The organism is Rhizobium sp. SG2393 (assembly GCF_042610495.1).
In the GTDB taxonomy this organism is placed as follows: Bacteria; Pseudomonadota; Alphaproteobacteria; order Rhizobiales; family Rhizobiaceae; genus RU20A.
Genome location: NZ_JBHGAP010000011.1, coordinates 89,140 through 112,002, shown reverse-complemented (window position 1 = coordinate 112,002; position 22,863 = coordinate 89,140). Strand labels below are relative to the sequence as shown.

24 protein-coding genes are annotated in these 22,863 nt (G+C 65.1%); 13 read left to right on the top strand and 11 right to left on the bottom strand.

Annotated elements, in window-relative coordinates; genetic code table 11:
• Positions 1-2: 2 nt before the first annotated feature.
• The 4 genes from ACED18_RS18640 to ACED18_RS18625 form a co-directional block, all read right to left on the bottom strand.
• Positions 3-1,184, bottom strand: a complete 1,182-nt coding sequence (locus tag ACED18_RS18640) for a pyridoxal phosphate-dependent aminotransferase (RefSeq protein ID WP_377295071.1) — start codon at positions 1,182-1,184, stop codon at positions 3-5.
• Positions 1,185-1,327: 143 nt separating this feature from the next.
• Positions 1,328-1,759, bottom strand: a complete 432-nt coding sequence (gene mscL / locus ACED18_RS18635; protein ID WP_377295069.1) for a large conductance mechanosensitive channel protein MscL — start codon at positions 1,757-1,759, stop codon at positions 1,328-1,330.
• A 155-nt stretch (positions 1,760-1,914) separates the two neighbouring features.
• Positions 1,915-2,520, bottom strand: coding sequence for a 3-isopropylmalate dehydratase small subunit (gene leuD / locus ACED18_RS18630; RefSeq protein ID WP_377295067.1), 606 nt, complete (start codon positions 2,518-2,520; stop codon positions 1,915-1,917).
• Between the two features lie 131 nt (positions 2,521-2,651).
• Positions 2,652-2,903 carry a hypothetical protein gene (locus tag ACED18_RS18625; RefSeq protein ID WP_377295065.1) on the bottom strand — a complete coding sequence of 84 codons (252 nt, stop codon included), beginning with the start codon at positions 2,901-2,903 and terminating at the stop codon, positions 2,652-2,654.
• 212 nt (positions 2,904-3,115) lie between these two features.
• On the opposite strand from ACED18_RS18625, the gene ACED18_RS18620 reads away from it, so the two are divergent.
• Together ACED18_RS18620 and ACED18_RS18615 are read left to right on the top strand one after the other, a co-directional pair.
• Entirely contained in the window at positions 3,116-4,042 is a 927-nt protein-coding gene (locus ACED18_RS18620; protein WP_377295063.1) for an HpcH/HpaI aldolase/citrate lyase family protein, read from the top strand.
• Between the two features lie 73 nt (positions 4,043-4,115).
• Positions 4,116-4,322 (top strand): DUF1737 domain-containing protein, encoded by a 207-nt coding sequence (locus tag ACED18_RS18615; RefSeq protein ID WP_377295061.1) that lies wholly within the window; start codon positions 4,116-4,118, stop codon positions 4,320-4,322.
• 66 nt (positions 4,323-4,388) lie between these two features.
• Here the strand turns inward: ACED18_RS18615 and ACED18_RS18610 are convergent, their stop codons facing one another.
• Entirely contained in the window at positions 4,389-4,832 is a 444-nt protein-coding gene (locus tag ACED18_RS18610) for a metallopeptidase family protein (protein ID WP_377295059.1), read from the bottom strand.
• 112 nt (positions 4,833-4,944) lie between these two features.
• Positions 4,945-5,697 (bottom strand): DUF2189 domain-containing protein, encoded by a 753-nt coding sequence (locus ACED18_RS18605; RefSeq protein ID WP_377295166.1) that lies wholly within the window; start codon positions 5,695-5,697, stop codon positions 4,945-4,947.
• 261 nt (positions 5,698-5,958) lie between these two features.
• Here ACED18_RS18605 and ACED18_RS18600 point away from each other — a divergent pair, with 261 nt between their 5' ends.
• The 3 genes from ACED18_RS18600 to ACED18_RS18590 all read left to right on the top strand — a co-directional run bounded on the left by ACED18_RS18600 (position 5,959) and on the right by ACED18_RS18590 (position 10,396).
• Entirely contained in the window at positions 5,959-6,273 is a 315-nt protein-coding gene (locus ACED18_RS18600) for a (2Fe-2S)-binding protein (protein WP_377295057.1), read from the top strand.
• Positions 6,239-6,730 (top strand): bacterioferritin, encoded by a 492-nt coding sequence (gene bfr / locus ACED18_RS18595; RefSeq protein ID WP_377295055.1) that lies wholly within the window; start codon positions 6,239-6,241, stop codon positions 6,728-6,730. Before ACED18_RS18600 ends, bfr begins: the two co-directional genes overlap by 35 nt.
• A gap of 156 nt (positions 6,731-6,886) precedes the next feature.
• A complete protein-coding gene (locus tag ACED18_RS18590) occupies positions 6,887-10,396 on the top strand; it encodes a NahK/ErcS family hybrid sensor histidine kinase/response regulator (RefSeq protein ID WP_377295052.1) in 3,510 nt (1,169 codons plus the stop codon).
• A 15-nt stretch (positions 10,397-10,411) separates the two neighbouring features.
• Here ACED18_RS18590 and ACED18_RS18585 read toward each other — a convergent pair whose 3' ends face one another.
• Both ACED18_RS18585 and ACED18_RS18580 read right to left on the bottom strand, forming a co-directional pair.
• Complete coding sequence (locus ACED18_RS18585; RefSeq protein WP_377295050.1) at positions 10,412-11,059, bottom strand: response regulator; 648 nt, start codon at positions 11,057-11,059, stop codon at positions 10,412-10,414.
• A 76-nt stretch (positions 11,060-11,135) separates the two neighbouring features.
• Positions 11,136-11,570 carry a hypothetical protein gene (locus tag ACED18_RS18580; RefSeq protein WP_377295048.1) on the bottom strand — a complete coding sequence of 145 codons (435 nt, stop codon included), beginning with the start codon at positions 11,568-11,570 and terminating at the stop codon, positions 11,136-11,138.
• Between the two features lie 120 nt (positions 11,571-11,690).
• Between ACED18_RS18580 and ACED18_RS18575 the strand changes: the two genes are divergently transcribed.
• Both ACED18_RS18575 and ACED18_RS18570 read left to right on the top strand, forming a co-directional pair.
• Entirely contained in the window at positions 11,691-12,038 is a 348-nt protein-coding gene (locus tag ACED18_RS18575) for a DUF952 domain-containing protein (protein WP_377295164.1), read from the top strand.
• A complete protein-coding gene (locus ACED18_RS18570; protein WP_377295046.1) occupies positions 12,038-13,126 on the top strand; it encodes a quinone-dependent dihydroorotate dehydrogenase in 1,089 nt (362 codons plus the stop codon). Before ACED18_RS18575 ends, ACED18_RS18570 begins: the two co-directional genes overlap by 1 nt.
• Before the next feature lie 3 nt (positions 13,127-13,129).
• Here the strand turns inward: ACED18_RS18570 and ACED18_RS18565 are convergent, their stop codons facing one another.
• From ACED18_RS18565 to ACED18_RS18555, 3 genes are all read right to left on the bottom strand, one after another.
• Complete coding sequence (locus ACED18_RS18565; RefSeq protein WP_377295044.1) at positions 13,130-14,467, bottom strand: MATE family efflux transporter; 1,338 nt, start codon at positions 14,465-14,467, stop codon at positions 13,130-13,132.
• A 101-nt stretch (positions 14,468-14,568) separates the two neighbouring features.
• Positions 14,569-15,102, bottom strand: coding sequence for a CAP domain-containing protein (locus tag ACED18_RS18560; protein ID WP_377295042.1), 534 nt, complete (start codon positions 15,100-15,102; stop codon positions 14,569-14,571).
• Positions 15,099-15,365 carry a DUF6460 domain-containing protein gene (locus ACED18_RS18555; RefSeq protein ID WP_377295040.1) on the bottom strand — a complete coding sequence of 89 codons (267 nt, stop codon included), beginning with the start codon at positions 15,363-15,365 and terminating at the stop codon, positions 15,099-15,101. Before ACED18_RS18555 ends, ACED18_RS18560 begins: the two co-directional genes overlap by 4 nt.
• Positions 15,366-15,542: 177 nt before the next feature.
• Between ACED18_RS18555 and ACED18_RS18550 the strand changes: the two genes are divergently transcribed.
• The 6 genes from ACED18_RS18550 to ACED18_RS18525 all read left to right on the top strand — a co-directional run bounded on the left by ACED18_RS18550 (position 15,543) and on the right by ACED18_RS18525 (position 22,858).
• A complete protein-coding gene (locus ACED18_RS18550; RefSeq protein WP_377295038.1) occupies positions 15,543-16,196 on the top strand; it encodes a glutathione S-transferase family protein in 654 nt (217 codons plus the stop codon).
• 81 nt (positions 16,197-16,277) lie between these two features.
• Complete coding sequence (locus ACED18_RS18545; protein WP_377295036.1) at positions 16,278-17,213, top strand: methyltransferase domain-containing protein; 936 nt, start codon at positions 16,278-16,280, stop codon at positions 17,211-17,213.
• 216 nt (positions 17,214-17,429) lie between these two features.
• On the top strand, positions 17,430-18,065 hold the full coding sequence (locus ACED18_RS18540) for a YitT family protein (RefSeq protein ID WP_377295034.1): 636 nt from the start codon (positions 17,430-17,432) through the stop codon (positions 18,063-18,065).
• Between the two features lie 114 nt (positions 18,066-18,179).
• On the top strand, positions 18,180-18,935 hold the full coding sequence (locus tag ACED18_RS18535) for an ABC transporter substrate-binding protein (protein ID WP_377295032.1): 756 nt from the start codon (positions 18,180-18,182) through the stop codon (positions 18,933-18,935).
• Between the two features lie 67 nt (positions 18,936-19,002).
• Complete coding sequence (locus ACED18_RS18530; protein ID WP_377295030.1) at positions 19,003-20,256, top strand: NAD(P)/FAD-dependent oxidoreductase; 1,254 nt, start codon at positions 19,003-19,005, stop codon at positions 20,254-20,256.
• A gap of 67 nt (positions 20,257-20,323) precedes the next feature.
• Positions 20,324-22,858: a ligase-associated DNA damage response DEXH box helicase gene (locus ACED18_RS18525; protein ID WP_377295162.1), complete on the top strand. Its 2,535-nt coding sequence runs from the start codon at positions 20,324-20,326 to the stop codon at positions 22,856-22,858.
• Positions 22,859-22,863 lie beyond the last annotated feature (5 nt).

Below are 22,863 nucleotides of genomic sequence, written 5' to 3'. Positions count from 1 at the left end.
GGTCAACGGCGGGCGATATAGTCCACCAGCCGGCCCGTCGCCTCTTCGACCTGTCCGAGATCGCGCAGGAAGCAGGCCCGCATGAAGAGGCTGCCCCCATCGCCGAAGGCCGTGCCTGGCGCGAGGCCGACCCCTGTCTTGTCGACGATGTCGAGGGCGGCCTGTCGGGCGTCCGTGACACCGTCGATCTTCAGGAAGGCGTAGATCGCGCCATCGGGCTTCAGCGTCTCGACGCGGTTGGTGGCGATCAGCGCGTCGCAAAGAATGTCGCGCGCCTTGCGGGCGCGGGCAACGCCGGCATCCACGAAGGTGTCGCCGTGATCGAGCGCGGCGATGGCGCCCTGCTGCATGAACTGGGCAACGCCGGAGGTGGCATACTGAATGAGATTTTCGAAGACCTGTCCCGTTTCCGGCGGTGCCACCACCCAGCCGACGCGCCAGCCGGTCATGGCCCAGTTCTTGGAGAAGGAATTGACGAAGAGAATGCGGTCGCCGGCCTGCATCACGTCGAGGAAGGAGGGCGCGCGGGCGCCGCCATAAGAGTAGAGCGCGTAGATTTCGTCGGCGATGATCCACACGCCGCGGCGCCGGGCGATGTCGAGGATGGCCGCGAGATCGTCGCGGGTCGCTGTCCAGCCGGTCGGGTTGGAGGGCGTGTTGATGAAGAGGCCGCGCGTCTTCGGCGTAATGGCGGCCTCCAGCCGGTCGAGGTCCAGACGCCAGGCGCCGTTCGCAAAGGTCAGCGGGACCGAGACGGGGCGCACGCCGGAGAGATCGCAGGCAGCGGCGAAATTCGGCCAGGCGGGCGTCAGAAGAACGAGGTCGTCGCCGGCCGATGAAATTGCCTCGATCGCAAGCTTGATCGCCTGCATGCCGGACCCGGTGACGTAGAAGTGCTCGGGCGAGAGCGTGTGTCCGAAGCGGCGGGCATAGTATCGGGACAGCGCCTCGCGCAGGCCGGGAATGCCACGCTGCCAGGTGTAGAAGGTCTCGCCGGCCTGAAGGGCGGTCGCGGCGGCAGCGGTGATGAAGTCCGGTGTCGGCAGATCGCCCTCGCCGACCCAGAGCGGAATGAGGCCGTCACGGCCACGGGCGTAATTGACGAGTTCGACAATGCCGCTTTCGGGCGCGGAAAGCGCGCGCGGGCTGATGGTGGCGCGGGGTGCGGTCGGGCTTGTGGTCATGGCGGTCTTCTCCGGTCACCGGGTGTGCGGTGCTTCTAGCCGGATTCTGACCTGCGATCACGCGCCTTTCCTTGAGGGATCGATTGAAATGATTGATGCGAAAGACCCCGGCGGCGATGCCAACCGGGGTCTTTCGAAAGCCATCAGGGACGCTGCTTGAGCAGGTCGCGGATTTCCGTCAGCAGCAGGATGTCTTCCGGCGGCGGGGCGGGCGGCGTGACTTCGTTCTTCTTCTGGTGTTCGAGCGAGGCGCGCATGCGGTTCACGGCCTTCACCAGCAGGAAGATGATCCAGGCGAGGATCAGGAAGTTGATCACGACCGTGATGAAGTTGCCGTAGGCGAAGACGGCGCCCTGCTTGCGGGCTTCCTCAAGCGAGGTCGCGGTCACCTTGTCGGAAAGCGCGAAGAAGAAGTTCGAGAAATCGAGGCCACCGGTAATCGCGCCGATCACGGGCATGATGATGTCGTTGACCATCGAATTGACGATGAGGGTGAAGGCACCGCCGATAATGATACCGACAGCGAGATCGAGCACGTTGCCGCGCGCGATAAAGGCCTTGAATTCGTTGAGCATGGCGTCCCCATTTCCTTGACTGCAAACCGGCGCGTTGGCGCGCGTCGAAGCGCCAAATTAAAGCAGGAACCGACAAAGGGAAGTGGGATTTCGTGAAATGCTGAAACACAAACCGGCCCGCAAGGGGCCGGCTGCACAGGATGGAATGGCTTTTCTCAGGCCCAGGGGCGCGATGCGGCGTTCGACTTTTCGAAGCTGTCGATGGCCGTCACCTTCTCCAGCGTCAGGCCGATGTCGTCGAGGCCGTTCAGCAGGCAGTGGCGCTTGAAGGCGTCGATCTCGAAGGAGATCTTGCCGCCATCGGGACCTGTGATTTCCTGGGCTTCCAGATCGACCGTCAGGATGGCGTTGGAGCCGCGGCTGGCATCGTCCATCAGCTTGTCGAGGTTCTCGGGGCTGACGACGATCGGCAGGATGCCGTTCTTGAAGCAGTTGTTGTAGAAGATGTCGGCGAAGCTGGTGGAGATCACGCAGCGGATGCCGAAGTCGAGCAGCGCCCACGGCGCATGTTCGCGCGAGGAGCCGCAGCCGAAATTGTCGCCGGCAACGAGGATCTTGGCATTCTGGTAGGCCGGCTTGTTCAGCACGAATTCTTCGTTGAGCGAGCCGTCTTCCTTGTAGCGGGCTTCGGCGAAGAGGCCGGTGCCGAGGCCGGTGCGCTTGATCGTCTTCAGGTAGTCCTTCGGGATGATCATGTCCGTGTCGATGTTGACGACCGGGAGGGGCGCGGCGACGCCGGTGAGCTTCACGAACTTGTCCATGGGGCAGGCCTTTACGTTGCGACTGCGGTTCTGGCGTGACCCTCTAGTGCAAAATCGCCCGGAAATGAAGGGCAAAATTGCCCTTCCGTGTCATGGCGCCGCCTGCCGCGCAGATGCACGGCTCGGGCTGCCTACATGTCGATGATCGTGCCCCGACCATCATTCCACACGCGCACCGGCTGGCGGTGGGCAGACTGCTTCCCACGGGCGCGGACTTCGGCGCGCACGGCGCGCGGCTGCAGGCGATGCACCAGCGTGGCGCCAACGAGGACGACCGACATCAGGGCCGCAAGCATGAGGCCGAGCGACGCGGTAAACACCAGCGCGACAAGCCCGATGGCAGCGGCAATGGCAGTGAGAAATACGGAACGGATCGTGTTCATCAACAAGGCCCTCCTTCCGGACCTTCGAACCCTATCTGGGAACGCATCATCTTCTTTGCAAGGCCGACACTCCCTTGCGAAAGTGGCCAAAGGCGGGCAAGAAGGCCGAAATCCGGCCGCTCGCGGATCCGTGATCGCGCTCATCGATCGCAGGGGCGACCGGCCGAACTTCATGCGGAATGCGCAGCCCTTGTGCGCTGAGGAGATCGCTCATGCCCCTCACGGGTGAAATCGCCCCGCGACACCCCGTCCGCCTGCGCCGCTCCGTGCTGTGCCTGCCGGCCGACAATGCCCGTGCGCTGGCAAAGACGACAACGCTCGACATGGATGCCGTGATCTACGATCTCGAGGACGCCGTGTTGCCGGAGGCAAAGGCCACCGCGCGCGCCATGCTGGCTGCGCATCTTTCCGACGGTGTGCAGCGGCCCTTCGAACGCATTATCCGCATCAATTCTCTCTCCGGCGACACCGGCAGGCGCGACATCGCGGAACTGGCGGCGCTGAAGCCGGACGCCTTTCTTCTGCCCAAGGTTTCCGGTCCCGGCGACATCGCGCTCGCCGGCGATCTGCTGTCGGAGATCGAGGATGGGGACGACATTCGCCTCTGGGCGATGATCGAGACGCCGCAGGGCGTGCTCAATGTTGCGGGCATTGCCGAGGCCGGGCGCACGCGCGGCTCCCGGCTCGACTGTCTCGTGCCGGGGCTGAACGACCTGCGCAAGGAAACCCGCGTGCCGGCGGCGCCGGGCCGGATCTATTTCGTGCCCTGGCTGATGCAGATCCTGCTTGCCGCGCGCGCCGCCGGTCTTGATGTGATCGACGCCGTCTTCAACGATTTTCGCGATGCAGCCGGGCTGGCCGCGGAATGCGACCAGGGCCGCGCCATGGGATTCGATGGCAAGATGCTGATCCATCCGGCGCAGATCGCGCCGGCCAATGCCGCCTTCGGCATTGCGGAGGAAGACCTTGCCGAGGCGCAGGCGATCGCAACCGCTTTTGCGGAACCGGAGAATGACGGCCGCGCCGTCATCACCGTGGATGGGCGCATGGTGGAGCGGCTGCATCTCGTTGAGGCCGAGCGGCTGCTGGCCCGCGCCGCCGCCATTGCCGCGCGCCGGCCACACAGCGAGCTCACGTGATCTCCCACGCCGGCGCCGCAGGCACGACACGCGTTGCGATGCCGGCCAACCCTTGGAAAGGCAAAGCCCGACTATGAAACTCTACCGCCTGCTGACCGCCCAGGACGACGCCACTTTCTGCCACAAGGTGACGGCAGCCCTCAACAAGGGCTGGGAACTCCATGGCTCGCCGACCTACGCCTACAATGCCGAGACGCGCTTGATGATGTGCGGCCAGGCCGTGGTGAAGGACGTGCCGGGCAAGGAGTACACGCCGGAAACGAAGCTCTCGGAGCATTGAGGGCGTTTTCACCGTCATTCAGACCGTGATCCGGACATGAATGACGGTGAACCATCCGGGCGTGCCTCAGCCGCCAGACGGGCCCACATGTTCGACGCTGGCCTCGATGCGCTCCATGTCATCATCCGAAAGACCGAAATGGTGGCCGATCTCGTGGATGAGAACGTGGGTGATGATGTCCCCCAGCGTTTCCTCGTTTTCGGCCCAGTAATCGATGATGGCGCGGCGGTAGAGGGTGATACGGTTCGGGAACTGCCCCGTTTCCATGGTGAAACGCTCGCCGATGCCCCGGCCTTCGAAAAGGCCGAGGAGATCGAAGGGCGTTTCCAGCGCCATATCCTCGAAAACCTCGTCGGTGGGGAAATCGGCGACTTCGATGATCAGATCGCTGGCCAGCGCACGGAATTCCTCCGGGAGGTGGCCATAGGCCTCCAGCGCCAAAGTCTCGAAGGTGTCGAGAGTCGGTGCATGCTTTTCGCGCCAGTCGTCGGTCTGGTCTATCCGGGCCATGGGGTCTCCTTGTCAGCCCCCATATAGCGGAGCCCATGGCGGATTTCGAGACGGGATTGCCTTCGCCGGGCGGGTTTCTGGCTTTTGCCTTAATGGCGCCGGAGTGCTGCGCCTAGCGCTCCGGCACGATGCGGCGATAGAGGTGCCAGGTGGCGTGGCCGAGGACGGGCAGGACGACCAGAAGGCCGATGAAGGCGCTTGCAGCACCGGCCAGCACCATCAGCGTCACCACGACGCCCCAGCCGAGCATCGGCACCGGACTTGCCAGCACCGCCCGCACACTGGTTGCCATGGCGGTGACGATGTCGAGGTCGCGTTCCATGAGCAGCGGAACGGAAACGACCGTGACGGAGAAGAGAATGAGCGCCAGCACCGCGCCGACGATGTGACCGAGCACCAGGAACGCCCAGCCTTCGGGCGTGGTCAGCACGATGTCCACGAATTTCGGCAGGGTGGAGAAGGACAGACGCCCCAGAACCAGCGCGATCAGCAGGCGGATCTGGTACATCCAGACCCAGAAGATGAAGAGCATGACGAAGGCCATCCAGCCGAGTTCGCGCCGGCGCTGCGCCCAGACGACGCCGAGCACGCCCGGCCAGTCAAGCCGCTCGCCCCTTTCCAGCCTGCGGCTGACCTCATAGAGGCCGACGGCGATGAACGGGCCGATCAGCGGAAAGCCGATGGCTGCGGGATAGATCAGCCAGGGGACATGCCAGCGCGTCAACGAAAGCACGATGACGAGGCCGCCCAGCGCGTAAGCCGCACCGAAGAACAGGCCGACGGCGGGCGCGCGGCGGAAATCCCTCCATCCCGCCACCAGCGCGGCGCGAATATCGCCGCTGCCGACCGGCCGCACCTCCGGCATGCCTGGAAACACCGCCGCCAGCCCCTGCGGGCGCGTACCCGCCTTCGCACCGTCGTCCATTCCGACCCTCCCCGTCGTCCTGTCGCAGGTGCCATCATGCCGCAGTCAGCGGCAACGTCCTTAACACGCGTCAAAAGCGGTGAAAAATAATGGCATCGCGGACGAACCGTCAGGCTTGGCTGCCCGAACAGTTATCTTGACATCCATTCTCCGCTTTAGCATAGATGGGGAACGCAAAGGCCGACCGGGAAAGACCTCGCCATGCTGGTGTGCAGCTGCAACTTCATCACCGAACAGGAGATCGTGGACACGATCAACGCGCTCCTCGACGAGGATTGCTGGCAGCTGATCGTTCCGGCAAAGGTCTACCATGCCATGGAAAAGCGCGGGCGCTGCTGCGGCTGTTTTCCGAACGTCATCGACATAATTATACGGACAACCGAAGATTACCATGCTACCCGCCGTGGTTCGACGGAAGCAGAGATCTTCGATTTCATGAGCCGTTTGAAACAGTTCCATGACGAACAAAGGAGAGCAGACCGTGAAAGGCGACAAAAAAGTCATCGAGCAGCTTAACGAGGCCCTGTTCCTCGAACTCGGTGCCGTGAACCAGTACTGGCTGCATTACCGTCTTCTCGACGACTGGGGCTATACCAAGCTCGCCGCCAAGGAACGCGCCGAGTCGATCGAAGAGATGCAGCACGCCGACAAGCTGATCTCCCGCATCATCTTCCTCGAAGGTCACCCGAACCTCCAGACGGTCGCGCCGCTGCGTATCGGCCAGACGGTCAAGGAAGTGCTGGAAGCCGATCTCGCCGGCGAATACGACGCCCGCACGGCCTACAAGAAGTCCCGCGACATCTGTCATGATGCGGGTGACTACGTCTCCATGAAGCTGTTCGAAGAGCTGCTGATCGACGAGGAAGGCCATATCGACTTCCTTGAAACGCAGCTCGAACTGCTCGGCAAGATTGGCGAATCCAAGTATGGCCAGCTGAACGCAGCGCCTGCCAACGAAGCCGAATCCGAGTAAGCGGCTTCTTTCCCATCACGAAAGGCGGTGCAGCCCGGCTGCGCCGCCTTTTTTCTTGTCCGGCGCTTCGCATTCATTGGACTTAAGGCGTAACGGCAGGCAATTCTCACGCCTCAGGCTTTCGCCTATGCTGTCTCTCCGGAGGAAGGAGGGCCCATGCTGTCTGGGTCGGTGATTTTCGGCTGCGCCGTCGGCTATCTGCTGCTGCTGTTTGCGGTGGCAAGCTATGGCGATCGTCGTGCCCGCGAAACGGCGGCAAGCGGCCGGGGGCGGCCGGTCGTCTATGCGCTCAGCCTTGCCATCTATTGCACCTCCTGGACCTATTTCGGCGGCGTGGGGCTGGCGGCCGAGCGCGGGCTGGAATTCACCGCGATCTATATTGGCCCGATCCTGATGTTCACGATCGGCCTGCCGGTCATCCGCCGCATCGTGCGGCTGGCCAAGGCGGAGCGGCTGACCTCGATTGCCGACTTCATCGCCGCGCGCTACGGCAAGAATCCCGCTGTTGCCGCGATCGTCGCCCTGATCTCGCTGGTCGGCGCCATCCCCTATATCGCCCTGCAGCTGAAGGCGGTCTCCAGCTCCGTCGAGGCCATGGTCGATACGACCGGCTACGGCATCGGCTCGGGCATGATGGCGGTGGATCTGCCGCTGCTCGTCACGCTATTCCTCGCCTGCTTTGCCATCGTCTTCGGCACGCGCCACACGGATGCGACCGAGCATCAGGACGGGCTCATTCTGGCGATCGCGATGGAATCGGTCATCAAGCTCGTCGCGCTGGTGACGGCCGGCCTCTACATCCTCTTCGTCATTTTCGATGGTCCCGCCGATCTCTGGCGCAAGGCGGCCGAAAGCCCGCTCGCCATGTCGGCGCTCACCTACGAGACGCCGGTCTCGCGCTGGCTGCTGCTGATCGTGCTCTCCGCCTTCGCGATCATCATCCTGCCGCGCCAGTTCCACGTGACCGTTGTGGAGAACCGCAACGAGCGGGAACTGAAGACCGCGGCAGTACTCTTTCCGCTCTATCTCGTCGGCATCAACCTTTTCGTGCTGCCGGTGGCGCTGGCGGGCATTCTCACCTTCGGCGGCTCGGGCGATGTCGATCTCTACCTGCTGCGCCTGCCGATGGCGGCGAACGAGCCGCTGATCACGCTCGCGACTTTCATCGGCGGCTTTTCGGCCGCGACCGCCATGGTCATCGTCGCCTCCGTGGCGCTGTCGATCATGGTGTCAAACGACATCGTCATGCCGATCTTTTTGCGTCGCAACCTGATGCGGCGCGGCGGGGCGGGCCAGGAAAACCTTGCCTCCACGCTGCTCAACATCCGTCGCGGTGCGATCTTTACCGTGCTCCTGCTGGGTTACGCCTATTACCGAACTGCCGACATGACGGCCGGGCTTGCCTCCATCGGCCTGCTGGCCTTTGCCGCCGTGGCGCAGATGGCGCCACCGCTCTTCGGCGGGCTCGTCTGGCGACAGGCCAATGCCCGCGGCGCGATCCTCGGCATGTCGATCGGCTTTCTCGTCTGGGCCTATCTGCTCTTCCTGCCGAGCCTCGGCGGCCCTGACTATTCCTGGGTCGCCGGCAAGGTGCTGCATTTCCTGTTTCCCTTCACGGCTGCCGGACAGCCGACCGGGCTCGACCCGCTGGTGAGCGCGACGGTGCTCAGCCTGATCGCCAACAGTGCGGCCTATGTGCTGGGATCGCTGACGCGGGCGCCGAAGCCGCTGGAGCGCCTGCAGGCCGGCGTCTTCATCACCCGGCGGTCACGCAGCGAGCGTGCCTTTCGCGGACGCAAGACCAAGGTGACTGTCGGCGACCTCAAGGCCACCATCGCCCGCTATCTCGGCGAAGAGCGCATGCTGCGCTCATTCCACAGCTACGAGCGCCAGTCCGGCCGCTGGCTGGACGACAATGGCGCAGCCGACATGGCGCTCATTCATTTTTCCGAGCAGTTGCTTGGCAGCGCCATTGGTTCGTCCTCGGCAAGGCTCGTGCTGTCGCTGGTGCTGCAGCGCATGGACGACCCCTCCTCCGACACCGTCTGGCTGCTCGACCAGGCCTCGGAGGCGCTGCAATACAATCAGGACATGCTGCAGACGGCGCTGTCGCAGATGGAGCAGGGCATTGCCGTCTTCGACAGTTCCAACAACCTGATCATCTGGAACCGTCGTTTCCGCCAGCTTCTCGACCTGCCAGAAGCTGCCGGTCAGGTCGGCTTTCCGCTCGCCGACATCGTCGCCATGCTTGCGCGGCGCGGCGACATTTCGCCGGGCGACGAGAAGGCTGTGATCGCGACGTTCCTGACGCTCGACAAGCCCTTCCTGCTGACGCTGTCGGCCGGCCAGCGGATCGTGGAAGTGCGCACCAATGCCATGCCCGACAAGGGCATCGTGACCACCTATACCGACATCACCCAGCGCATGGCCGCCGACCAGGCCCTGAAGCAGGCAAACGAGACGCTGGAACAACGCGTGGCCGAGCGCACCGCCGAACTGACGCGGGTCAACACCGAGCTTGCGGAGGCGCGGGCCTCCGCCGAAGAGGCCAATATCGGCAAGACGCGCTTCTTCGCCGCCGCCGGCCACGACATTCTCCAGCCGCTGAATGCGGCGCGGCTTTATTCGTCCTCGCTCGTGGAACGGCTTGGCGACAGCGACAACAGCGCGCTGGTGCGCAACATCGATTCCTCGCTGGAATCGGTCGAGGCGATCCTCGGCGCCGTGCTCGATATATCCCGCCTCGATACGGGCGCGATGAAGCCGCGGCTGCAAACCGTGGCGCTCGATGATTTCCTGAAACGGATCGAGACGGATTTTGCGCCTGTCGCCCGCGCGCAGGGGCTGGAACTCAGCATTCTCCCCAGTTCGCTCAGCGTGCGCACGGACCCGAACCTGCTGCGCCGGCTGGTGCAGAACCTTGTTTCGAACGCCATCAAATACACCCCTGCCGGCCGGGTGCTGGTGGGCGTGAAGCGGCAGGGCGACAAGGCGGTCATCCAGGTCTTCGACACCGGCATCGGCATCCCCTCCTCCAAGTTCCGCACGGTCTTCAAGGAGTTCGCCCGGCTCGACGAGGGCGCGCGCACGGCCTCCGGGCTTGGCCTTGGCCTGTCGATCGTGGATCGCATCGCGCGCGTGCTGCACCATCCGGTGGAGCTTCGCTCGCAGCAGGGGCGCGGCACGCTGTTTCGCGTCTCCATCCCCGCGGTCAAGACGGCCCCTGCCACGCAGACGATCCGCGAGACAACGCCGATCCGCCCAGTCTCGGAGCCTTTGAAGGGGCTGAAGGTGCTGTGCATCGACAACGAGCCGCAGATCCTCGACGGCATGCGCGTGCTGCTGGGCGGCTGGGGCTGCGAGGTTCTCACGGCCGAAAGTCTTGCTGCCCTCTCGACGCTGACCCTCTCGCTGCCGGCCGGGCCGGATGCGATCATCGTGGATTACCATCTCGACGATGGCACCGGCATCGATGCCGTCTTCGCCGCCCGCAGCGCCTTCGGAGCCGGCCTGCCGGCGCTGCTGGTCACCGCGGACCGCTCGCCGGAGGTGCGTGCGGCAGCCGAGCGCGACGGCATCGCCTTGCAGAACAAGCCGGTGAAGCCGGCGGCGCTGCGGGCGTGGCTGACGCAGCTGTCGATCAGCGCAAGGGCGGCGGCGGAGTAGCGGGCAGGCGCGGCTTCAAGCCGCCACCGCGCCGATCTTGCCGAGCTGGATCACGGCCTGGGTGCGGCTGTCGACGTTGAGCTTCAGCAGGATGGCCGAAACATGCGCCTTGATGGTGGCTTCTGAGACGCCGAGCTCGTAGGCGATCTGCTTGTTGAGCAGGCCTTCGCCGAGCATGCTCAGAACGCGCGACTGCTGTGGCGTCAGCGTCTGGAGACGTTTCAGGAGATCGGCGACCTCCGGCTCGTGTTCCATGCCGCGCACGAAGCCCTTTGGCGTGAAGATATTGCCGGCGATTACGGTTTCGATGCCCGCACGGATGTCATCGATGCCCGAGGATTTCGACAGGAAGCCCGAGGCCCCGAGGTCGAGCGCGCGGCCGATGGTGGCGGGCTCGTCATGGGCGGAGACGATCATGACCGGCAGGCTGGGAAACTCTGCCCTGAGAGCAATCAGGCCGGAAAGACCGCTGACGCCGGGCATGGTAAGGTCCAGCAGCAGAAGATCCGCTCCGGGGTTGTCCTCCGCTGCCTGGCGTGCCGCAGCGAAATCGCCCGCTTCGATCACGGATGGCTGACCGTCCAGCCCCGATATTGCCTGGCGCATGGCGCCGCGAAACAGCGGATGGTCATCCGCAATGATGATGGTGAGCCCGTCCGTCATCCAATCCCTCCCGAAGCGCTTCTTCTTGGCCGGACGATCCTCCAATCGGTCCGGCTTGGCGCGTAACGGTGGCGTATCAGGTCTTGTCCGGCGCCGGGAGACTTCCGCCCTGCGGCGTCACCTCGTCCGAATTCAGATCCTTCACGATCGCCATGAACCGTCGCATCATTCTTTCCATGATGCTCATGGTCTGGTCAATCTCTTCATTGCTGGGCAGGCGCCGCTCCAGTGCCGTCGGGCCGCTGCCTGCGCTCTTTTCCAAGGCATCGACACGGGCCGAAAGGCGATCCAGCTCATCCTCGAAGGCGCGGCGCTCGTCTGCGCCCATGCGGCAGACAAGTTCGCCGGCCTGCTCGCGGCACAGCGTCATCTCGCCGGTCTGGGTGTCGAGGCGGGCGACGCCCGTTTCGGTCTTCTGCATCTGGTAGCGGCCGGTTTCCTGCGCGACGGCAGCCGGCGCGATGCTCAGGACAAGGGCCGAGATCGCGGTGCGAACAACGAGATTTCCCATGGCAACGGCCTTCCTCATGGTTGAAAACGGTTTCGATGCGCAGCCCGGCAGTGGACAATCAGGGCACGATCGGGCAAGCGTCCGATAAGGATACACATAGTGCGCGCAAAGACGGATGACATGGGCAAGATGATCTACAAGATCGTTCCGGCAACGCTGTGGCAGGAAGCCGAGGCGAAGGGTGTTTTTGCCGGAGCGCCTGTCGATCTCGTCGACGGGTTCATTCACTTTTCCACCGCAGAGCAGGCGCGCGAAACGGCAGCGCGGCATTTCGCGGGGCAGGAAGGCCTTCTGCTGGCAGCCTTCGACGATGACGCATTCGGCCCGGCACTCGTCTATGAGCCGTCTCGCGGTGGCGCACTGTTTCCGCATCTCTATCAGAGCCTCGACCCCGCAGCCGCCGTGTGGGTCAAGCCTTTGACGCTCGGCGCGGATGGCGCGCACGTGTTTCCCCAGGAGCTTGCGTGATGATCCGAACCTTCGAGCGCATCGCCCGTGGCGGCCTCTTCCTCCTCGATCCCGAGGCGGCCCATGGCGCATCGATCCGAGCCTTGAAGACAGGGCTCGTCCCTGCCTGCAGCGCCCCCGCCGATCCGCGCCTGTCGCAGACGCTTTGCGGGCTGACCTTTCCCAATCCGCTCGGCATGGCTGCGGGATACGATAAGAATGCCGAGGTGCCGGAGGCGCTGCTGAAGCTCGGTTTCGGCTTCACCGAAGTCGGCACCGTGACGCCGCGCGCCCAGGCGGGCAACGACAAGCCGCGAATCTTCCGCCTTGTGGCCGACGAGGCGGTGATCAACCGTCTCGGTTTCAACAATGAGGGCCATGCGGCGGCCTTCGAGCGGCTGGTGGCCTGCGACCGCTCGGCGCTGATCGGGGTCAATATCGGCGCAAACAAGGACAGCGCGGATCGCATCGCCGACTACGTGGCCGGCATTCGGCTCTTCTATCCCGTGGCGCGGTATTTCACCGCCAACATCTCCTCGCCCAACACGCCGGGTCTGCGCGACCTGCAGGCGCGGGAGAGCCTGGGCGCCTTGCTCAAGGCCGTGCTCGCCGCCCGCAATAACGAGGCGACGAAGACGGGCCGGCGCGTGCCGGTGTTCCTCAAGATCGCGCCGGACCTTACCGAAGAGGGGATCGACGACATTGCGGCGGAGGTGATCGCCCAGCGCCTCGACGGCGTGATCGTCTCCAACACGACGCTGTCGCGCGACGGTCTTTCGGATCGCACCCATGCGGGCGAGGCCGGTGGCCTTTCCGGCAAGCCGCTGTTTGCGCGCTCCACGGCGGTTCTTGCCCGTATGCGGCAATTGCTGGGGCCGGAAACGGTCATCATCGGCGTCGGCGGGGTCGGCTCGGCGGAAACGGCGGCGGAGAAGATCCGCGCGGGCGCCGATCTGGTGCAGCTCTATTCGATGATGGTCTATGAGGGGCCGTCGCTGCCCGGCCGGATCGTGAAAGGCCTGTCCGAACTCTGCGACCGCGAGGGGCTTTCTTCGATCCGCGACATCAGGGACAGCCGCGTCGATCACTGGGCCGCCCAGCCCATTTGAGCGTCAGAAGCTCTCGGCACTGCGGGCCGGCACGCGGGCGATGAGCAGCACGCCGCGCATCAGCAGGAACAGATTCAGCGCGGCCCACAGGCCGTGATTGCCGAGAAGCGGCACCAGCACGACGGCGGCGATGGCGAAAGCCACGAAGGCAAGCAGCATCATGTTGCGCATGTCGCGCGACCAGGTGGCGCCGATGAAGACCCCGTCCATCAGGAAGGCGAGCGCGCCCGTCACGGCCGTCAGCGCCACCCAGGGCAGATAGGTGTGCGCTGCGGCGCGCACATCGGCGACCGTCGTCAGCAGGTCGATCAGCGCGCTGCCGAAGGCGAGGAACGCCGCGCCCATGACCAGGGCTAGCCCGAAGGACCAGAGCGCGATGCGCTTCAACGCCGCATCGAAAGCGGGGCGGAATCGGGCGCCGACGGCCCGGCCGACGATCTGCTCGGCGGCATTGGCAAAACCATCGAGACCAAAGCCGGCCACCATGAAGAGCGTCATCAGCACGGCATTGGCCGCGAGCGTCAGCGCCCCCATGCCGGCACCGATCCGCGTCATCAGGGTGAAGGTGGCGAGCAGCACGAAGGAGCGGATCATGATGTCACGGTTGAGCGCGAAGAGCTCCGACAGGCGCGTCCGGTCGAGGAGATCGGCGAGCGAGGGCGCATGGGCACGATCGAAGCGGGTGACGACGATGAGGAAACCGGCGAGCGCGCCGATCGCCTCACCGGCCACCGTGCCGGCAGCGACACCGGCGACACCCCAGCCGGCCACAAGGCCGAGCCCGATGGAGCCGACGATGTTGATGCCATTGATGAGGATCTGCAGGAAGAGGCCAAGCCCCGCCTGGCCGCGGCCGAGCACATAGCCGAGGATGGCGTAGTTGGCGAGCGCGACCGGGGCCGACAGGATGCGCCAGCCGAAATAGACCCGCGTCGCCTCCGCCACGGCCGGCTCCGGCGCCATCAGCCAGAGGCCGGCGGCGAGAAGCAGCGGGGAGAGCACAAGCATCACCGTGCCGAGACCGAGTGCGCTGACGAAGGCGCGCCAGAAGGTCGCCTGCTCGGCGTGGCGGTCACCGGCGCCGAGCGCCTGGGCGACAAGGCCGGTCGTGGAGGCGCGCAGGAAGTTGAAGGTGGAAAAGAGGAGATCGAAGAGCACCGCCCCGACGGCAAGGCCCGCGATCAGCTCCGCACTGCCGAGCCGGCCGACGACGGCGGTATCGACGAGGCCGAGCAGCGGCGTCGTGAGAAAGGCAAGCGTCATCGGCCCGGCGATGGAGAAGATCAGGCGGTCGGTGACCTCGAACGGCCCGGCGCCCTCTGCCTGTCCGCCTGCAACCATCGCACCAATCCCTTCCGCTTCGTCATCTTCGAAAGGTCATACAGACGCAGCAGGCCCGTGGGAAGCCGAAGGAAGGGGAAGCAGGGGACACCGGCTGGCGATCAGCCGGCGTTCGAGAGCACCATGGCCCAGTAAGGCCGGCCATCGGCCGTTCTCGCCAGCGCGACGCCGAGGCCGCGATAGGGTCCGAGCATGTTTTCGAGGTGCTTGGGCGAATCGACCCAGGCCTGATAGGCGGCCTCAGGGCTCTGCTGGCCGGCCGCGATGTTTTCGGCTGCCGGCAGGGCAACGCCCGCGCCCTTCATGCGGCCGAGGAACGTGTCCGTCAGACCGATGAGATGCGCCATCTTGCGGGCCTCAGCCATACGGATCGCCTGCCCTTCGGCGGCCCTCGCGGCGGCGGGATCGTAAGAGAGCGGCGAAAGTCCCCTTTTGGCGCGCAGGTCGTTGATGAGCGGCAGCACGGTTGCCGTCTGGTCCGCACCGTTGGCCGGAGGGCCCTTGGGCTTTGTCGCACAGCCGGCGATGGTCGCGAGCGTCAGCGCGCCAGCCCCGCAGAGCAACAGGCGGCGCGAAGGGCTCGCGTCGGCGCGGAGGCCGGTTGGGCGGACCGGGGCCGCAACAGCCCGGCTCATCGGCGCCAGCTCAGCAGACGGAGAACGATGAAGACGGGGATGACGATCGCACCGCCGAGCAGCAGATAATCCCCGACGCGGCCGAGCGCCGCGAAGCCGGTGTGCCACAGATCCAGCACGAAATTGCGGATCGTGAAGAGGATATCGGCCGGATGCAGGCCGAAGACGGCCATGACGAAGCCGACGATGACCGAGACCACGATCAGCTTGATGATGACGCGACCGGGTGTGTCGCCCAGAAATCTGTTCAGTCCTTCGGCCATGCCGATCATCTCCTGTCCGCGCCGCGTGTGGAACGCGCGCGTCAAAGCCCCGATTCTTCAGGGCCACACATAAGCATGAGCGATGACACGGGCAAGGCGGCGAAACTATGAAGCGTGCTTGCTTTTCGGCGGATACCGGCCTTCACTCACCCTCACAACAAGATCACGGGGTTCGAAATGTCAGGTCACTTCATAGTCTATGGTGCCGTGGGATCCGGGTCGGTGCCGATCGAGGCGGCACTGGCGCTTGCGGGTATTCCCTACGTGGTGAAGGATTTCGCGCCGTGGACTTCGGCCGAGGAGGCCGAGGCGTTGTCGATCCTCAATCCGATGCGGCAGGTGCCGGCGCTGGCGCTGCCATCCGGCCAGGTGATGACGGAAAGTGCCGCGATCCTGATCTGGCTTTCGGATGCCTTTCCCGACAGCGGGCTCGCGCCGCCGGCCGGCGATCCGCGCCGGGCGGAATTCCTGCGCTGGATGACGTTCGTTTCCTCGGCGATCTATGCGCTGTACTGGATCACCGACAATCCGGCCCGCGTTACGGACGACACGGCACAACACGCGGCGATCAACGCACGGCTTTACGAGCGGATCGCCGATTGCTGGGCAGTGATGGACAAGGGGCTCACGCCGGGACGCTATCTGCTCGGCGACAGCCTTTCCATCCTCGATCTCTATGTGGCGACGGCCTCGCGCTGGTCGCCGGGGCGGCGACGGTTCTATGAGGTCGCGCCCGGGCTCGCGGATGCCATCCGGCGAACGGATGCCGAGCCACGGCTGCAGACGCTCTGGGCGGAGCGCTTCCCGTTTTCGGAAGGGTGGGAACGCTGAGCCCGAATGGCGGTGCCGGCTTGCGTTTCCGCCGCGATCGCGTCAGATGCCGGCCATCCGTTTCCCTTGTCAGGTCCTGCCATGTCTACCCACCAGCTTTCCTCCGGTGATCTCCTTGCCGACCGCCGGGCCGATTATGCGCGGATGATGGCGGAAGGTGCGGATTTCGCCGGTGCTGCGGAGCTGATGGAGCAGGCGCTGGAGATCGTGCCCGGCTGGGCGGCCGGCTGGTTCCGGCTCGGCGAATATCGCGAGAAGGCGGGGCTGGTTTCTGAGGCTGTCGCCGCCTATCGGGCTGCGCTCGATCGTGTACCGGAGGACATTTTCGGAGCTTCACTGAAGATCGCACTGCTCTCCGGCGAGGCAGACAGGCGGCAGGCGCCGAGCGCCTATGTCGGCCGGCTTTTCGACGATTATGCCGAGCGCTTCGATACGGCGCTGGTGGAGAAGCTCGGCTACAGCGTGCCGCAGAGCCTCACATCCCTGCTGCTTGCCACGACCGGCAACCGGCACTTTGCCCGCGCCGTCGATCTCGGCTGCGGCACCGGCCTTCTCGGCGCAGAACTGCGCGCCCATGTCGATCACCTCGAAGGCTACGACCTTTCGGCCGGCATGCTGGCGAAGGCTGAGGGCAAGGGGCTCTACGACCGGCTGGGCGAGGCGGACCTGTCGCTGGCGCCGGAGGCGTGCGGCGTGTTTGCCGCCGGCTGCGGCGAGGGGCGCGCGGATCTCGCGGCGGCGGCCGATGTGCTGATGTATCTTGGGGCGCTCGATCCGGTCTTTACGATCGTTACCCGGCTCATCGGGCCTGGCGGTCTTTTTGCCTTTTCGGTCGAGGATGCCGGTGCGGATGGCGATGTCGTGCTGCGGCCGTCGCTCCGGTTTGCGCATTCGCAGACCTATGTCAGCGGCCTTGTCGAAAAGGCAGGGCTGACCCTTCTCGCTGCGGAGAAAACCACCCTTCGCAAAGATGGCGCCGAGACGGTGCCCGGCATTCTGTTTATTGCGCAGCAATAGGCCGGCCGGACCCATTCTTGCGATTTTCAATTAGGTCAGCATTGCTTACGTATTTTACTTGCGGGAAAGCGATAAATCGCTGATACTTCTTGCAGAAAGCGGATGACGGGAGGCTTCCTCCCGTACCGTTTCCACCGTTTATGCAGCCCTTTTCCAGATCCTCGTCGTCCGCCGGGTGTCCCCGCGCGGCCCCTGTCCCGTGGGAGATTTGCAGCCATGACGCAATTGATGAGCAACCTCGGTTTCTGGAACAGCAGCGCGACGCGCCATACGCCGGTGGAAGACGTGCAGGGCATCTTCACGGGCAGCCTTGTGGCGGCGCTCGGGCTCTACCTTCTGGCCAGCGCGGGCCTTCTGACCGGGAGCACGGCCGGCATCGCCTTTCTTCTGCATTATGCGCTCGGCATCAATTTCGGTCTCGCCTTCTTTCTGCTGAACGTTCCGTTCTTCTACCTCTCCTGGCGCCAGCTCGGCCCCGCCTTCACCATCAAGACCTTCGTCGCCATCGGCCTCACAGCGGTGATCTCCAATGTCCAGACGCAGTTCTTCACTATTTCCGGCATGAACCCGGCCTGGGGCGCGCTCTCGGGTGGCCTTCTGCTCGGCTACGGCCTTCTGGCGCTCTATCGCCATCGCGCCAGCCTCGGCGGCGTCGGCATTCTGGGCGTCTGGATGCAGGAGCGCTTCGGCATCCGCGCCGGCCTCGTGCAACTCACCATCGACATGGGCGTGCTGGCCGCCGCCTTCCTCATCACGCCGCCGACGACCGTCATCTATTCGGTGCTGGGCGCCGTGGTGCTCAACCTTTTCATCGCCATCAACCACCGCTCGGACCGCTACGTGGCGCTCTGACGGCGGCACCGGTACGGCGAACCCGTGTGACGACGAAGCGCCTTGTTTTGGCCTGTGTCTTCGATAGTGTCGGTGCCGCGCCCCTCCTGATGGCGCGGAAACGGGAACAGCACCATGAAGAAGACCATTCTCCTTGCTGCGCTGGCGATGCTCGCCGCCGGCACGGCCTCGGCTCAAGAGACCACGATCAAGATCGCCACCGAGGGCGCCTACCCGCCCTTCAACTATGTCGATACGGATGGCAGCCTGAAGGGCCTCGACGTCGATATCGCCAACGCGCTCTGCGCCGAAATGAAGGCCAAGTGCGAGATCGTCGCGCAGGAGTGGGACGGGATGATCCCCGGCCTGATCGCCAAGAAATACGACGCGATCATCGCCTCCATGTCGATCACCGAAGAGCGCAAGAAGCAGATCGACTTCACCAACAAATATTATGTGACGCCGCTCGCCGTCGTCGCGCCGAAGGACAGCACGCTGGCCGGCACCACGGCGGACGACCTGAAGGGCAAGGCGATCGGCGCTCAGGCCGGCACGACGCAGGCGACCTATGCCGACGACGTCTATGCCAAGGGCGGCGCGGACGTGAAGCAGTATCCGACCAATGACGAGGCTGTCGCCGATCTCGTGGCCGGCCGTCTCGATGCGCTGATCTCCGACAAGTTCGTGCTGACCGACTGGCTGAACAAGGACGGCAAGGACTGCTGCAAGATGGTCGGCGATGTGGCCGGCACCGAAACGGAAGCCGGCATCGGCATCCGCCAGGGCGAGACCGAGCTGAAGGAACGCTTCAACAAGGCGATCGACGCGATCGTCGCCAACGGCACCTACGCCAAGATCACGCAGAAGTACTTCCCCTTCGATATCTACTGATCCGTGAGAGATCGGCGTCCTGCCCGCATGCTCCGCGGGCAGGACGTTGACGAAAGCCTGCAGTGTGATGAAAACCGACGTTCTCGTTCTCGGTGCCGGCATCGTCGGCGTTTCGAGCGCCCTCCATCTTCTCGACCGTGGCCGCTCCGTGGTGCTTGTCGATCGCGCCGATCCGGGCAGCGGCACGAGCTACGGCAATGCCGGCCTCATCGAGCGCTCGTCGGTCATTCCCTATTCCTTCCCGCGCGATCCCCTGGCGCTGTTGCGCTATGTGCTGAACGGCCAGTCGGATGTGCGCTACGATCCGTTCTTTCTGCCGAAGGCGGCCTCGTTCCTCTGGAAGTACTGGCGCAACTCCGCGCCCGGCCCGCTTGAGGTCGCGACGCGCGCCATGCTGCCGCTGGTGGAGGCCTGTCTTCCCGAGCATGACCGGCTGGTGGCGCGTGCCGGCGCCGGACACCTGATCCGTGCCGATGGCTGGGTGGCGCTCTACAAGACGACGGCGCGTTTTGATGCTGCCGTTGCCGAGGCGGGACGGCTTTCCCCCTATGGCCTCGCCCACCGTATCCTGACGCCGCAGGACTTCATCGCGCTGGAGCCCGCCTACCGGCCCGGCATCGCCAGCATTGCCGGTGCCATTCACTGGCAGGATCCGAAAACGGTCACCGATCCGCAAGGCCTGGTGAAGGCCTATGCCGAGCTCTTCGTGGCCGGCGGTGGCACGATGGCGCGGGGCGATGCCGCGACGCTGACCGAGATTGCCGGCGGCTGGCAGGTGACGGGCGCGGACGGTGAGACGATCACGGCGCGCGAGGTCGTGGTGGCGCTGGGGCCGCAATCCGGGCTCGTGTTTCGCAAGGCGGGCTATCGCATCCCGCTCGGCATCAAGCGCGGCTATCACCGCCATTACACGCAGACGGATGGCGCCATGCCGCGCCTTTCGGTGGTGGACGAGGAAAGCGGCTATGTGCTGGCGCCGATGCGGCAGGGTCTGCGCATCACCACGGGCATCGAATTCGCCGATCCCGCAGCCCCCGCCAAGGATATCCAGATCCGCCGCGACGAGGCGGCAGCGCGCAAGCTTCTGCCGCTCGGCACGCCGGTGGAGCAAACGCCCTGGCTCGGGCTGCGCCCCTGCCTGCCGGACATGCGGCCGGTGATCGGACCAGCCGCCCGGCACACGGGGCTCTGGTTCCATTTCGGCCATGCGCATCATGGCCTGACGCTTGGCCCGGCCAGCGGACGACTGCTGGCTGAGATGATGACGGGCGAAACGCCGTTCGTGGATCCCACGCCCTACGCCGCAACGCGCTTCGCCTGACGGTCGCCCGGCAGGCACGGCGAAAGGCGCGGCTTCTTTTTTGGCCGCGCATCACTACCTTCTTGCCGTGAACGCCATCGATTCGCCCCCGCCCCGCGACGGACTGCCGTTGCTTCCCGCGCCTTTCACCGGCTGGTTCGCCGAAAAGGGCTGGCAGCCGCGTGCGCATCAACTCGATCTCCTGGCGCGCGTCTCCGGCGGCGAGGACATGCTGCTGATCGCGCCCACAGGCGCCGGCAAGACGCTGGCGGGTTTCCTTCCGTCGCTCGTCTCGCTTACCCACCGCGGCCGCAAGAAGCCGGGCACGGCCTTTACCGGCATCCACACGCTCTACATCTCGCCGCTGAAGGCGCTGGCCGTCGATATCGAGCGCAACCTGATGAAGCCGGTCAGCGAGATCGGCCTGCCGATCACCATCGAGGGGCGCACGGGCGATACGCCGCAGGGCAAGCGCCAGCGCCAGAAACTCAACCCGCCCGACATCCTGCTGACGACGCCGGAGCAGCTGGCACTGCTGATCGCCAATGGCGAGGCGGAGCGGTTCTTCAAGGATCTGCGCTATGTGGTGCTGGACGAGTTGCATTCGCTCGTCACCTCCAAGCGCGGGCACCTGCTGTCGCTCGGGCTTGCCCGGCTGAGGACCCTTGCGCCGGAGATGCGCGCCATCGGGCTTTCCGCGACGGTCGCCGATCCCATGGAGCTGCAGCGCTGGCTGGTGCCGCAGGTGGCAGGTGCGGCAAGGCACGCCGGACTGATTACCGTTGCCGGCGGCGCCAAGCCCGTGATCACCATTCTCGGCACCGAGGAGCGCGTGCCCTGGTCCGGCCATTCAGCCCGCTATGCAATGGCGGATGTCTACGCGGCGATCAAGGAGCACCGCACGACGCTGCTCTTCGTCAACACCCGAAGCCAGGCGGAGCTATTGTTCCAGGAACTCTGGACCATCAACGACGACAATCTGCCGATCGCGCTGCATCACGGCTCGCTGGATGTCGGGCAGCGCCGCAAGGTGGAGGCGGCGATGAGCGAGAACCGCCTGCGCGCCGTCGTTGCCACCTCCACCCTCGATCTCGGCATCGACTGGGGCGATGTCGATCTCGTCATCCATGTCGGCGCGCCCAAGGGCGCCTCACGGCTGGCGCAGCGCATCGGACGCTCCAACCACCGCATGGACGAGCCAAGCCGCGCCATCCTCGTTCCCGCCAACCGCTTCGAGGTGATGGAATGCCAGGCGGCGCTCGACGCCAACTATATCGGTGCGCAGGATACGCCGCCGATCGGCGCGGGCGCGCTCGACGTACTCGCCCAGCATGTTCTCGGCTCCGCCTGTGCCGCGCCGTTTGCGACGGAAGCCCTCTTTGCGGAGGTGACGAGCGCCCTGCCCTATGCCGATCTTGCGCCCGAGACCTTCGAGCGCGTGGTGGAATTCGTGGCGACCGGCGGCTATGCGCTGAAGACCTATGAGCGCTATGCGCGCATCCGCCAGACGAAGGACGGGCTCTGGCGGGTTTCCAATCCGCAGGTCGCGCAGCAATACCGGCTGAATGTCGGCACGATCGTGGAAAGCCCGATGCTGAACGTGCGCATGGTGAAGCGCAATGCGCGTGGCGCCGTGGGGCGGGGCGGCATGTCGCTCGGCAAGGTCGAGGAATATTTCACTGAGATGCTGTCGCCCGGGGATACGTTCCTCTTCTCCGGCAAGGTGCTGCGCTTCGAAGGCATCCGGGAAAACGAGTGCCTCGTCACGCAAGGCTTCAAGCTGGACCCCAAGGTGCCGGCCTATGCGGGCGGCAAGTTTCCGCTCTCCACCTATCTTGCGGCCCAGGTGCGCGACATGCTGGCCGATCCCGAACGGCGCAGCCACCTGCCGGAACAGGTGCGCGACTGGCTGTCGCTGCAGCACGCCGTTTCGCAGCTGCCGCGGGCCGACGAGCTTCTGATCGAGACCTTCCCGCGCGGACAGCGCCACTACATGGTCGCCTATGCCTTCGAGGGCCGGCTGGCGCACCAGACGCTCGGCATGCTGCTGACGCGGCGGCTGGAGCGGATGGGGCTGAAGCCGCTCGGCTTCGTCGCGACCGATTATGCGCTGGCGATCTGGGCGCTGGAGGACATGGGATGGGCCTTCAAGCTGCGCCAGCCCGCGCTCGGCCAGCTTTTCGACGAGGACATGCTCGGCGACGACCTGGAAGCCTGGCTCGATGAAAGCTTTCTTCTCAAGCGCACCTTCCGCAACTGCGCCGTGATTGCCGGCTTGATCGACCAGCGCCATCCGGGGCAGGAAAAGACCGGGCGGCAGGTGACGGTTTCGGCGGACCTCATCTACGACGTGCTGCGCAGCCACGAGCCGAACCACATCCTGATGCAGGCGACCCGCAACGATGCGGCAACGGGGCTTTTGGATATTGGCCGTCTCGGCGATATGCTGGCACGAATCAAGGGCCATATCACCCACCGGGCGCTCGAGCGGATTTCACCGCTTGCCGTGCCCATCATGCTGGAAATCGGCAAGGAGCCGGTGGCCGGCGAGGCACAGGATGCGGTGCTGGCGGAAGCGGCCGAAGACCTGATCGAGGAGGCGCTCGGCGTCATCCACGACTGAAGACA